The organism is Paraburkholderia aspalathi (assembly GCF_905220735.1).
Classification (GTDB): Bacteria; Pseudomonadota; Gammaproteobacteria; order Burkholderiales; family Burkholderiaceae; genus Paraburkholderia; species Paraburkholderia aspalathi.
Genome location: NZ_CAJNBA010000012.1, coordinates 32,203 through 43,978, shown reverse-complemented (window position 1 = coordinate 43,978; position 11,776 = coordinate 32,203). Strand labels below are relative to the sequence as shown.

Genomic DNA, 11,776 nt, shown 5'->3' with positions numbered 1-11,776 from the left:
CCTTTCGATTCGCGCTGCGCTGACGCCTTTTTGCTGGAGCATTCGATGACCCATCTGACCTTGCAGGCCGTGACCAAGCGCTTCAACGCGGCCTATGCCGTCGACAGCGTCGATCTGAGCGTGCCCGACGGCAAGCTGGTGTGCTTTCTCGGGCCGTCCGGCTGCGGCAAGACCACGCTCTTGCGGATGATCGCGGGGCTGGAAACGCCGAGCTCGGGCAGCATCAATTTTGCCGGCCGCGACATCACGCATCTGCCTGCGAACCAGCGCGACTTCGGCATGGTGTTCCAGTCGCTCGCACTGTTCCCGCATATGACAGTGGCGCAGAACGTCGCGTATCCGCTCAAGTTGCGCAAGACGGCGAAAGACGCGCAAGCGCGCCGTGTTACAGAATTGCTGGAGCTGATCCAGTTGCCGCATATGGCGAACCGGCCGGTCACGCAACTCTCCGGCGGCCAGCGGCAACGCGTGGCGATTGCCCGTGCGATCGCCTCGCAACCGAAACTGCTGCTGCTCGACGAACCGCTCTCCGCACTCGACGCCAAACTGCGCGAAGCGATGCAGGTCGAGATCCGCCTGCTGCAACAGCGCCTCGGCATCACGACGATCATGGTGACGCACGACCAGCGCGAAGCGATGACGATGGCCGACGAAATCGTGGTGATGGAGAAAGGCCGGATTGCCCAGGTCGGCAAACCACTCGATATTTATCGCGATCCGGTCAGCGAATTCGTCGCTGACTTCATCGGCCTCGGCAACATCCTGCCGGTCAGCTACGACGGCGCAGGCAGCGTCAGTCTGCCGGGCGGAACGCGCATTGCGGTTGCGCAACCGGCGCGGATGCCGGAGTCCAGCAGCGATATCCGTCTGCTGATCCGACCGGAAGACGTGTGCGTCAAAACAGCGTCCAGTGACGCCGGGCAGAACCGGCTCGCCGGCACGGTGACTTTTATCCGTGACGTGGGGGCGTCGCTGGAAGCCACGATCGATTGCGCAGGATTCACGCTGACTGCCGCGACCACACCGCGCGAAACGCCGGGCCTCACGCTCGGCATGCCGGTGTTCGCGGAATTGCCACCGCATGCGTGCAAACTGATCGCCGCCCGTGCGGCGCACTGAAACGTGTCGCTAAGGCAAGGCACCGAAACGCGTCGCTGAAGCGTTCACTGAAACCCATTCCAATACCGAGTTTTCGACAGAGGAAAGACCATGAATCAGCCCCAAGTTGCTCAATCGAACACGCGCCGTGTCTTCGCCACCCTCGCCGCGACGCTCGCTTTCACCGGCCTCGGCGCGCTGTGCGCCTTTTCGTCGGCCGCGCATGCGGACGCGCTCGACAACATCGCCAAGTCCGGCACGGTTCGCATCGGCGTGTTCGAAGACTACCCGCCGTTCGGTTCGATCGGCCCGGACATGAAACCGATGGGCTACGACATCGACGTCGCCAACCTGATCGGCAAGTCGCTCAACGCAAAGGTCGAACTCGTGCAGGTGACGGGCGACAACCGCATGGCCTACCTCGCCGACCACAAGGCTGACATGCTGCTTTCAGTCGGCCAGACGCCGGAGCGCGAAAAGGTGATCGACTTCTCGCAGCCTTACGCGCCCTACTACCTCGCCGTCTTCGGCCCGAAAACGCTGCCCGTGAAGAACGCCGCCGACCTCGCCGGCAAGTCGATTTCGGTTGCGCGCGGCACGCTGGAAGACCTGAGCGTGACCAAAATCGCGCCCCCCAGCGCGAACATCAAAAGATTCGACGATCCTAACGGCGCAATTTCGGCGTTTCTTTCTGGTCAGGTACAGTTGATGGTAGTCGGCAACGACGTCGGCGCAACCATTCTCGCGCGTCATCCGGCGAACGATCCCGAGCAGAAGTTCTCGCTATTCAGCTCGCCGGATCACGTCGGTTTGAACAAGAATGAGCCGCGTCTGAAGCAAAAAGTCGACGAAACGATTGCCAAGGCCCGCAAGGACGGCACCATGAACGCGATTTCGCAGAAATGGCTGCGTGCGCCGCTGCCGGCCGACCTCTGAACCTTTATTGCGCGGACCGGCAAGGCCGGCCCGCGCCGGAGTTTGACCACACGATGAGCGCCACGCTATGACTTATGCGTTCGATTTCAGCGGCTTCGGCCTCTATGCGGGACTGCTCGCGCGCGGCGTCGCCGTCACGCTGGGGCTGACCGCCGTGTCCACCGTCCTCGGCGGTCTCGTCGGTATTGGCGGCGCGAGCATCGCCGTGGCCGGGCCGAAGTGGGCGCGCTGGGTCGTCGCGACTTACGTCGAGTTGATCCGCAATACGCCCTTCATCGTGCAGTTGTTCTTCATCTTTTTTGGCCTGCCGAGCCTCGGCATTCATATCGACGAGGTGCAGGCCGCGATTCTGGCGATGACCGTCAATCTCGGCGCGTACGCAATCGAAATCGTGCGCGCCGGTATTGACTCGATTCCGCGCGGTCAGGTGCAGGCGGCGCAAGCGCTCGGCCTGCATGGACGGCAAGTATTTCGCTACGTCGTGCTGCCGCAGGCGGTCGCCAACGTGTTTCCCGCGCTGCTGAGCCAGGTGTTGATCGTGATGCTCGGTTCGGCGGTGGTCTCGCAGATTTCGGTGCCCGATCTGACCTATGCGGCCAACTTCATCCAGTCGCGCAATTTCCGCTCGTTCGAGAGCTACGTGATCATCACCGCGACGTATCTGGTGTTGTCGATCGTATTGCGGCAACTCATGAACCGGCTCGGCCGTGGCCTCTTCGCGGGCCGCGTCGCTCGCGGCGGCAGCAGCGACAGCGCGCCGCGTAACTGGCGCACCCGCCTGATGTGGCGCACCGCCGCCCGCACTTTGCCGACGGAGCGCTGATCATGGTCGAATTCACGCTGTGGGACATCGCCCGCAATCTGTTGCTCGCCGCCCGCTGGACGGTGTTGTTGTCGCTGATCGCGTTTGTCGGTGGTGGCATTGTCGGGCTGATCCTGCTCGCGATGCGCGTGTCGCCGTTACCGTGGCTGCGGCGAATCGTGGTGGTGTATGTGGAAGTGTTCCAAGGCACGCCGCTGCTAATGCAGCTGTTTCTGGCGTTCTTCGGCCTGCCCTTGCTGGGTGTGGATGTCTCGCCCTGGGTCGCGGCAATCGTCACGCTGACGCTTTATACCAGCGCGTATCTGGTCGATATCTGGCGCGGCTGCGTGGAAGCCGTACCGCGTGGTCAATGGGCCGCGGGCGCGAGTCTGGGCATGACGTTCAGCCAGCAACTGCGCTACATCATCTGGCCGCAGGCGCTGAAGATCGCCGTGGCGCCGACGGTCGGCTTCCTCGTGCAGGTGGTGAAGAGCACGGCGCTCGCCTCGATCATCGGCTTCACGGAATTGACCAAGACCGGCACGATGATCACCAACGCAGCATTCCGCCCGTTCCCGATCTACGGCATGGTCGCGATGATTTACTTCGCGATGTGTTTCCCGTTGACCTGGTACGCGCGGGTGCTGGAGAAGCGGCAGAAGGTGGGGCAGCACCGCTAACGCTATCTTTTCTGCGGGTCTATAAAAAACGGCAACCGTTTTACACGGTTGCCGTTTTTTTTGTTGTCAGCCTGATACTTCTATCGAGCCGCTTGAGTCGACTTCCGTAACTTCGCCACGTCGCCCGCCGTGACAGGCGACCCACCGTTATTCCACCCGGCTCGCACGAAGGTCAGCACATCGGCGATCTGCTGGTCGTTGAGCACCGGTGCGTACTTCGGCATCGGATACGGCGCGGGAATGCCGCCGATCACCAGATCCTCCGTACCGTTCAGCGTCACATTGATCAGCGAGGACGAGTCCTTCTCCAGCACGTTCGGATTCCCAGCCAACGGCGCGAGCATTGGCGCAAAGCCGCGTCCGTCGACACCATGGCAGTGCATGCAATACGCCGTATAAACACGCGCACCGGCATCGTTCGCGGGACGGTTCAGCGATACCTTCGTCGCTTGTGGATCGTACGTATAAGGCGGCGAGCCACTGCCGCCCGCCGGCGGTAGCGATTTCAGGTAGGTGGACATCGCGGCGATGTCGGTGTCGTTCATGCCCTGCGTGCTGTTGTTGATCACACTGGTCATCGAACCGAATGCCGACGCATGGCGATTGGCGCCGGTCTTCAGGAACGCCTGCAGATCCTGATCGTTCCAGCGACCGAGGCCGACGTTGTGCTCGCCCGTCAGGTTCGCGGCGAACCAGCCGTCGAGCACGCCGCCCGTCAGGAACGCGCTGCCGCTTTCGTCCAGCGCCTTCTCCTGGAACGCGATGCCGCGCGGCGTATGACACGAGCCGCAATGCCCCAGGCCCTGAATCAGATACGCGCCACGATTCCACGCGACATCCTTGCCCGGCTTGTCCTGATAGGCGCCCTTCTCCAGGAACACCATGTTCCAGAACTTCAACGGCCAGCGCATGTTCAAGGGCCATTTGATGTCCGGCTCGCGATTCGCCTGCAACACCGGCGCGACGCCGCTCATGAAGTACGCATACAGCGCTTTCATGTCGTCGTCGTTGACCTTCGCATACGACGGATACGGCATCGCCGGATACAGGTTGTGCCCGTCTTTCGCGACGCCTTCGCGCATCGCTTTCGCAAAGTCCTCTTCCGTGTAACTGCCGATGCCGGTTTGCTGATCCGGCGTGATGTTGGTGGTGTAGATCTGGCCCATCGGCGTGGTCATCGGCAGGCCGCCCGCAAACGGTTTGCCTTTCGGCGCCGTATGGCAAGCGACACAATCGCCCACCTTCGCAAGATAGGCGCCGCGTTGCACCAGTGCCTGATCCGCCGCTTGTACCGGAGCTTGGGTGAGGAACGGCAACGCCACACACAGCGCTGCACCGAAACCCTTGAGTGTGTTTTTCATGTTGGGCTCTCAGGCGGTTTGTAGTTGACTGCCGACCGGCAATTGCCGCAGCCGCTTGCCGGTCGCCGCAAAAATCGCGTTCGTCAAAGCCGGCGCGAGCGCCGCCGTACCCGGTTCGCCGATGCCGCCAGGCGCCTCGCTGCTCTTCACGATATGCACCTCGATCGGCGGTGCCTGATCGATGCGCAGCATCCGGTAGTCGGTGAAGTTGTTCTGCTCCACGCGACCGTCCTTGATCGTGATCTCGCTGTAGAGCGCCGCCGTGATGCCGAAGATGATGCCGCCCTGTACCTGCGCTTCGATCGTGTTCGGATTCACCACCATCCCGCAATCGACCGCGCACACGACCCGCTTGACGGCCACCTCGCCCTGATCGACCGCAACGTCGACCACCATCGAAAAGAAGCTGCCGAACGCATGCATCACCGACACGCCGCGCCCCTGCCCCTTCGGCACCGCGCTGCCCCAGTTCGCCGCCTGCGTGGCCGTATTGAGCACGTTCAGCGCGCGTGGCGTTTTGCCCAGCAGATCCTGGCGATATTTCACCGGATCGATTTTCGCCTGAGTGGCGAGCTCGTCGATGAAACTCTCGACCACGAAGGTGCCGCGCGTCGGCCCCACGCCGCGCCAGAACGCCGTCGGTACTGCATGCGGTTCCTGGCGCACATAGTCGATCAGCTGATTCGGCAAGTCGTACGGCAGATCCGAGGCGACTTCCACCGCATCCGGGTCGATACCATTCTTGAACGCGGGCGGCGCGAAACGCGCCAGGATCGACGAGCCGACAATCCGGTGCTGCCACGCGATCGGCTTGCCGTTCGCGTCGAGGCCGGCGGAGATCTTGTCGTAGTAATACGGCCGGTACATGTCGTGCTGGATGTCTTCTTCGCGCGTCCAGACAACCTTCACCGGCGTCGACACCTGCTTGCCGATCTTGACCGCCTGCGTGACCATGTCGAACTCGAGCCGCCGGCCGAAGCCGCCGCCAATCAGATGGTTGTGCACGACGATCTTGTCAGCCGGCAAACCGGTGACGGCAACCGCGGCGTCCACCACCCGCGTCGGCACCTGCGAGCCGAGCCAGACATCGCAGCCGTCGGGCCGCACGTGCACCGTGCAGTTGATCGGCTCCATCGTGGCGTGCGCGAGGAACGGCTGCTGATACACGGCGTCGACGCGCGTCTTCGCGTTTGAAAACGCGTTGTTTACGTCGCCGTCTTTACGCGCCACCGCACCGTTTTGCTGCGCAGCCTTGGCGAGATCGTCGACGATCTGCCTCATCCCGATCTGCGCGCCCGCGCCTTCGTTCCATTTGATATCGAGCGCCTGCAAACCGCGTTTGGCGGCCCACGTGTGATCGCCGATCACGGCGACCGCGTTATCCACTTTGACGACCTGGCGCACGCCGGGAATCTTCTTCGCGTTGGTATCGTCGACGCTCGCGAGCGTGCCGCCGAACACCGGGCAGTTCGCGATGGCCGCGTAGACCATGTCCGGCACGCGCACGTCCAGTCCGAACATCGCCGTGCCGTCGACCTTCTCGGGTGAATCGAGGCGCTTCACCGCAGTGCCGATCACCTTGAAGTCTTTCGGATCTTTCAACTTGACGTTCTGCGGCACGGGCAGTTTGGCTGCGGCCGTCACCAGCTGGCCGTAGCCGATGCTGCGATTGCTCGCCGCATGAATCACCTGCCCGGCTTCTGCATGACAGCTCGCCGGATCGACTTGCCATTGCTGCGCGGCGGCGCTGATCAAGACGGTGCGTGCAGTCGCGCCAGCCCGGCGCATCGGCTCCCAGGCATAGCGGATCGACGTCGAGCCGCCGGTGAGCTGGCCGCCGAGCAGCGGATCCATGAAGAGCTTTTCGTTCGGCGGCGCGTGGTCGAGCGTGACCGAATCGAGCGGCACTTCGAGCTCTTCGGCGATCAGCATCGGGATCGATGTGTAGACGCCTTGCCCCATTTCGACCTTCGGGATCACCAGCGTGACCTTGCCCGCGGTGTCGATCTGGATGAAAGCGTTCGGCGCGAACACGCCGCTTTGTGGCGCTTCATCGCCATCGCCGCCGATTACTGATTTGCCGGCCTTCTGGTCCTGACTGACGGCCGGCATGCTGAAGCCGAGCAGCAAGCCGCCGCCGGTTGCCGCGCTTACCGTGACGCCGAATTTGAGGAAGGTGCGGCGCGAGATGCCGCCTTTCGGCGGTTGCGCGTCGTTTTGTGAATCGAGCAATCCCTGGGACATGTCAGGCTCCCTTCGCGGCTTGCTTGATCGCCGCGCGGATGCGGTTGTACGTCCCACAGCGGCAGATGTTGCCGGCCATGGCAGCGTCGATATCCGCATCGCTTGGATTGGAGTTGCTCGCGATTAGCGAAGCCGCCGACATCACCTGCCCGGACTGACAGTAGCCGCATTGCACGACGTCCAGCTGACGCCACGCCTGCTGCACCTTCTGCCCGGCCGGCGTGCTGCCGACCGCTTCGATGGTGGTGATTTTCTTATCGCCGACGGCCGCTGCCGGCAGCACGCACGAGCGCACCGCGACGCCATCGAGATGCACGGTGCACGCGCCGCATTGAGCGATACCACAACCGAACTTGGTGCCGGTCAAGCCGACGAGGTCGCGCAAGACCCACAGGAGGGGCATGTCGGGGGGTGCGTCGACGGTATGAGTCTGGCCGTTAATGTTGAACGTTGTCATGGGCGGCTCCGGGTGGGGTTTATTGTTTGTCAGGCTGTTTAGACAGAGACGTCGAACCAAAACGCAAAGACTTGCCGTGTTTATTCGACACGCCGTGCTAATACGTCATGCGGCCACTGTTCAATTGCGGGTTAATGAGTACAGTAAATGATGCGCAGCACGCTTGCACTGGAAGGGACCCGGAAATTGTAGCCGTGGATAAAGAAGTTCGCCGACAACGTGACATGTCCGCGTGCGCATTCACACGGCGAAAAGGACTTCGCGGCGGCGCTTGCCGGAAGTGAAACGAGATTCAAATCAATGCGTTACCATTGCGGCATTAGTTTGACTATCCGAAGGAGCGGCAAGATGAACGACCAGCAATGCATTCAATTCCTCTCGGAAATTCGCAAACCGCTACTGGCGCTGCATAAATCGATTCTCGATCACGAGCGCGCGGCGTACGAAAAGGAATTCGGCCCTGTGACCCCGGCGGCCTTCCTGCAGGTGCTCATTAACGGTTCGGCGTTCCGCTGGCTCACGCCGCTCTCCACGGTCATTGCCAACGTCGACGAGATTCTCGACGACAAAGAAGCGGACGCCGCCGATCGGCTCGCCGCAGCCGAAGCCGTCTCCGGCCTCTTTTCTCCCGACCAGCCCAACAACGCATTCCTGCCGCGCTACTTGCCGCTCCTGCAAGTCGACCCGGCGATCCTGCATCACCACGGCCAGGTTTCGCAATTGCTGCGTGGCGCTGAAGCAAAGTAGCCGGCGGCGCGTTACTTCGTCTGGGGCTCGTTGGGCTTCGTTGGTGTTAGCCGAAGGTTGTCGCTGGGGTGGAACGCAGCAGCGCGCCATCCGGTATTGATTGCGGCTTCGGCTCCCGAATTCGCTCACCATTGCTGCGCGCACATTCTGGTCAATCACGCGTCGTTTCGTTGAATACCGAATCGACGCGTCCTCGACGATTACCAGGCTTCCCGAATCCAGCCAACACAAAAATACCTTGTTTCAAGGTGATTTATGCGCGTTTCGTAACAGTGCGCTATATCCGCGTCACCCACCGTTCAATCCAGCAACGCCGTGAGTCACAATCTTTTCAATTTGCCTGGCTTTGCTGAATAAAACAAAGGTGAGCTTTTGCGGGAGGCACTCGGAGCATGCTACGAAAAGCCGGTCAGCGCGCTTCGGAGCACCCTGCTAAGGTAAGCAGACTTTCTCGCGACGCTCATCATCATGCAAAACTGGCCGCTTCCTGAAAGCTATACGTTCCGTGATCAAACCGTGCGTTTTCGCGTGACCGGCAATGGCCCGCCGCTGGTGCTGGTTCATGGCACACCGTTTTCTTCGTATGTGTGGCATCGCATCGCCCCGCATCTCGCGCAAGTACGCACAGTGTATTACTACGATCTGCTTGGCTACGGCCAATCCGAGCAACGCGACGCTCAGGACGTCTCGCTCGGCGTACAGAACGTGCTGCTGGCGGAATTGCTCGCGCATTGGGACCTGACGAATCCGGACATCATCGCGCACGATTTCGGCGGTGCAACTTCCTTGCGCGCGCATCTCATTGATGGGTGCGACTATCGCAGCCTCACGCTGATCGATCCGGTGGCAGTCGCGCCATGGGGTTCGCCGTTCGTGCAGCACGTGCGCGAACACGGCGCGGCGTTCGCCGGGCTACCGCCGTATATCCACGAAGCGGTCGTGAAGGCGTACGTGCGCGGCGCGATTGCTCGCGATATTCCGGACGAAGAACTCGCGCCTTATGTGACGCCGTGGCTCGACGCAACGGGACAAGCCGCGTTCTACCGCCAGATCGCCCAGATGGATCAGCGCTATACCGATGCGGTCGAAACACGTTATTCGCAGATGCGTTGCCCGACGCAAATCCTGTGGGGCGAAGACGACCAATGGATTCCGCTCGAACGCGGCCGGCAACTGGCGGCAGTCATACCCGAGGCACGCTTTCAGGCGGTGCCCAAGGCCGGTCATCTGGTGCAGGAAGATGCGCCCGAAGCGATCGTTGCAGCGGCGCTGCGCTGGTTCGATTGAAGGAAGGCGCGTTATGGGTGGCCGGTCTGATCTGCCCGGTAGTGGACCCGGAGGACCCGGAGGACCCGAATGCGAGGATGTGACGAAGCAGCGATCCCGGCAAATGACTGGCCGGGATCGCTGCTTGTTTGGTGTTGGCGAAAAATCGCCGGCTGATTCTTAGGCGCGCCTAACCGCGCCCTTGCGGCAAATACGGCATCGGATCAACCGGCTTGCCGTCGCGGCGCAACTCGAAGCCGACCGAGACGCGCGAGTTGTTCTCATCGCCCATCTCGGCAATCTGCTGGCCTTGCCGCACGATGTCGCCGATTTTGACCAGTAGCTTGCGGTTATGCGAGTACGCGGTCAAAAAGTCCTTGTTGTGCTGAACGATGATCAGACTGCCGTAACTGTTCAAACCGGTGCCGGCGTACATCACCTTGCCGTCGGCCGCGGCCCGCACCGGATCGCCGGGCTTGCCGCCGATTTCGATGCCGCGTGTTTCGCCCGGCTGGAATGCTTCGACTACACGGCCACCTGCAGGCCATGCCAGCGACACGCCGTTCGCATGCCGCGAAGTTTGCTGCGCGACTTCGCGTGCCTCGGCGGCGCTAGGCGCGGCTGATGGCGTAGCGGACTGCGCCGTTGTCTGCGAAGTGGTTGCCGCCGGCGCCTGCTGCGCGGCAAGCGGAGCAGCTGGCGCGGACACCGCCGCAGCCTTCGCAGCGGCGGCTGCCGCATTGGCTGCCCGCACCGTTTCCGGCGATGCGACGTGTAGCACCTGACCAAGCTTCAATCGCGAGGACGGCTTGAGCCCGTTCCACGCCTGTAACTGCCTGACACTGCAATGATGATGCTGCGCGATGCGCGCCAACGTGTCGCCACGCTTGACGCGATACACCAACGGCGGCGACTTCTTAAGCGGCGTGCCGTCGTCGGCGGCCGACTGGACCGACGAACCTGCAAGCGCACCGGAGGCCGGCGCGGCAGCCGCTGCCGGCACACCGGACGCAGCCGATGCGCCCGATGCCGCGCCAGTTTGCGCGTCCTGCTGTCCCACATTCGCACAACCGCTGACCGCCAGCGCGACCCACACGCCAGCCAGACTGGCCATCATTGTTCTGTCGAAACGCTTTCCCAACATGTTCGACTCCTGCTTTTTATTGGCGAGCCGGATGCTGCCCTGTCGCGTGCGATGCGCGCATTCTGACGAAGCGCTGCTTTCTGCCGCGACACAGCGAGGCCGCCTCGTGCGGCGCCCACCCGTGCCCTGCCGTCCAACCCAATCCCTTTCGCCTTACTGGATGCCCAGATGCTGAATGCCCAGACGCCGGATGCCCGAAAACAGCCGATCTTCCGCGAAAAGGGCCAGATTGCCGATTAAAATTCACGCGGAATTGTAAAGTGCGTTTTGCAAAAAACGTCCCGGTCCACACAAACAGATACAAACCTTACGTACGGTGATGCAGACACGGCTGCGTCCACAACCAGTCCTCACGCGCGGTGCCGGCCTCGCGTCTCAACGCGCATGATCGCGAAGACCCGTAAACGGCCGCACCACCCGACGAACGGACGATAACGCTTGCTTATCGGCAGAACGCTGCAAAAACTTGAATTGCCGGTACGCGAGACGGGAAGCGAAGATGGGGAAATGCGCAGGCGAGCGGCCGGACAGACGTGCGTCCGCCCGGCCGCAGCGACTGGCCTGACCTAGCTGTAGGTATGACCTTGGTACAACACGAAACCGACCGGATGATGCGTGAAATGCAGCACCGGCAGAACGGGGTTGTTGTTATCGGCGGTGGGATAGGCGCTGGCCTGGGCGATGTATTCGCCTTGCGCCTCGATTGGCTGGCCGACCTGCAAACCAGGAATTTCCTGCGCGAGCCCTTCGCTGTCGCCGTACCGCACGGCAACGAATACTTCGGTACCGACGAGGTTCTGCGTGCCGCCGTCGAACTTCACGACACTGTCGATCTTGATGACGAATTGCTGATGTTCGGCGGCGTGGTGAAATTCCGGGCTGAGGAAAACCTTGCTGATCGTACCCTGTACGCAAGCCAGCGGCGCGCCCACCGAATGAGGGTCACTATGATGAGGAAGAACCTGCGTTTCGAGATTGCTCATGAAGTCTCCGTGAAGGACATCGAATCGGTCTACGGCGAAACGTACTGCGCGCCGCCAG

At 62.0% G+C, this 11,776-nt stretch carries 11 protein-coding genes; 6 read left to right on the top strand and 5 right to left on the bottom strand.

Annotation, left to right across the window (positions count from 1 at the left end; all coding sequences use genetic code 11):
- Positions 1-45 precede the first annotated feature (45 nt).
- The 4 genes from KHO30_RS36025 (at position 46) to KHO30_RS36010 (ending at position 3,516) form a co-directional block, all read left to right on the top strand.
- Complete coding sequence (locus KHO30_RS36025; RefSeq protein WP_211703770.1) at positions 46-1,119, top strand: ABC transporter ATP-binding protein; 1,074 nt, start codon at positions 46-48, stop codon at positions 1,117-1,119.
- A 90-nt stretch (positions 1,120-1,209) separates the two neighbouring features.
- Positions 1,210-2,034 (top strand): transporter substrate-binding domain-containing protein, encoded by an 825-nt coding sequence (locus KHO30_RS36020; protein WP_093638610.1) that lies wholly within the window; start codon positions 1,210-1,212, stop codon positions 2,032-2,034.
- 67 nt (positions 2,035-2,101) lie between these two features.
- Positions 2,102-2,857, top strand: a complete 756-nt coding sequence (locus KHO30_RS36015; protein ID WP_093638605.1) for an amino acid ABC transporter permease — start codon at positions 2,102-2,104, stop codon at positions 2,855-2,857.
- Between the two features lie 2 nt (positions 2,858-2,859).
- Positions 2,860-3,516, top strand: a complete 657-nt coding sequence (locus tag KHO30_RS36010) for an amino acid ABC transporter permease (RefSeq protein WP_211703769.1) — start codon at positions 2,860-2,862, stop codon at positions 3,514-3,516.
- 80 nt (positions 3,517-3,596) lie between these two features.
- Here KHO30_RS36010 and KHO30_RS36005 read toward each other — a convergent pair whose 3' ends face one another.
- Genes KHO30_RS36005 through KHO30_RS35995 form a run of 3 tightly spaced genes read right to left on the bottom strand, consistent with a single transcriptional unit; the run spans position 3,597 to position 7,578 of the window.
- The gene (locus KHO30_RS36005) at positions 3,597-4,877 is read right to left on the bottom strand and encodes a c-type cytochrome (protein ID WP_093638596.1); all 1,281 of its coding nucleotides are present in this window, start codon (positions 4,875-4,877) and stop codon (positions 3,597-3,599) included.
- Positions 4,878-4,886: 9 nt separating this feature from the next.
- Positions 4,887-7,121 (bottom strand): xanthine dehydrogenase family protein molybdopterin-binding subunit, encoded by a 2,235-nt coding sequence (locus KHO30_RS36000; protein WP_211703768.1) that lies wholly within the window; start codon positions 7,119-7,121, stop codon positions 4,887-4,889.
- A 1-nt stretch (position 7,122) separates the two neighbouring features.
- The gene (locus tag KHO30_RS35995; protein WP_211703767.1) at positions 7,123-7,578 is read right to left on the bottom strand and encodes a (2Fe-2S)-binding protein; all 456 of its coding nucleotides are present in this window, start codon (positions 7,576-7,578) and stop codon (positions 7,123-7,125) included.
- A 348-nt stretch (positions 7,579-7,926) separates the two neighbouring features.
- Between KHO30_RS35995 and KHO30_RS35990 the strand changes: the two genes are divergently transcribed.
- Together KHO30_RS35990 and KHO30_RS35985 are read left to right on the top strand one after the other, a co-directional pair.
- Positions 7,927-8,325: a hypothetical protein gene (locus KHO30_RS35990; protein WP_175051691.1), complete on the top strand. Its 399-nt coding sequence runs from the start codon at positions 7,927-7,929 to the stop codon at positions 8,323-8,325.
- A 468-nt stretch (positions 8,326-8,793) separates the two neighbouring features.
- Positions 8,794-9,612, top strand: a complete 819-nt coding sequence (locus KHO30_RS35985; RefSeq protein WP_211703766.1) for an alpha/beta fold hydrolase — start codon at positions 8,794-8,796, stop codon at positions 9,610-9,612.
- A gap of 169 nt (positions 9,613-9,781) precedes the next feature.
- Here KHO30_RS35985 and KHO30_RS35980 read toward each other — a convergent pair whose 3' ends face one another.
- Positions 9,782-10,735, bottom strand: a complete 954-nt coding sequence (locus KHO30_RS35980; protein ID WP_200619217.1) for a peptidoglycan DD-metalloendopeptidase family protein — start codon at positions 10,733-10,735, stop codon at positions 9,782-9,784.
- Between the two features lie 566 nt (positions 10,736-11,301).
- Entirely contained in the window at positions 11,302-11,718 is a 417-nt protein-coding gene (locus KHO30_RS35975; RefSeq protein ID WP_211703765.1) for a hypothetical protein, read from the bottom strand.
- Positions 11,719-11,776: the final 58 nt, after the last annotated feature.

Excerpts from the sequence above, each read along its gene's own strand:
- KHO30_RS36025 (WP_211703770.1), top strand. The coding sequence starts at position 46 with ATGACCCATCTGACCTTGCAGGCCGTGACCAAGCGCTTCAACGCGGCC.
- KHO30_RS36020 (WP_093638610.1), top strand. The coding sequence starts at position 1,210 with ATGAATCAGCCCCAAGTTGCTCAATCGAACACGCGCCGTGTCTTCGCC.
- KHO30_RS36015 (WP_093638605.1), top strand. The coding sequence starts at position 2,102 with ATGACTTATGCGTTCGATTTCAGCGGCTTCGGCCTCTATGCGGGACTG.
- KHO30_RS36010 (WP_211703769.1), top strand. The coding sequence starts at position 2,860 with ATGGTCGAATTCACGCTGTGGGACATCGCCCGCAATCTGTTGCTCGCC.
- KHO30_RS36005 (WP_093638596.1), bottom strand. The coding sequence starts at position 4,877 with ATGAAAAACACACTCAAGGGTTTCGGTGCAGCGCTGTGTGTGGCGTTG.
- KHO30_RS36000 (WP_211703768.1), bottom strand. The coding sequence starts at position 7,121 with ATGTCCCAGGGATTGCTCGATTCACAAAACGACGCGCAACCGCCGAAA.
- KHO30_RS35995 (WP_211703767.1), bottom strand. The coding sequence starts at position 7,578 with ATGACAACGTTCAACATTAACGGCCAGACTCATACCGTCGACGCACCC.
- KHO30_RS35990 (WP_175051691.1), top strand. The coding sequence starts at position 7,927 with ATGAACGACCAGCAATGCATTCAATTCCTCTCGGAAATTCGCAAACCG.
- KHO30_RS35985 (WP_211703766.1), top strand. The coding sequence starts at position 8,794 with ATGCAAAACTGGCCGCTTCCTGAAAGCTATACGTTCCGTGATCAAACC.
- KHO30_RS35980 (WP_200619217.1), bottom strand. The coding sequence starts at position 10,735 with ATGTTGGGAAAGCGTTTCGACAGAACAATGATGGCCAGTCTGGCTGGC.
- KHO30_RS35975 (WP_211703765.1), bottom strand. The coding sequence starts at position 11,718 with ATGAGCAATCTCGAAACGCAGGTTCTTCCTCATCATAGTGACCCTCAT.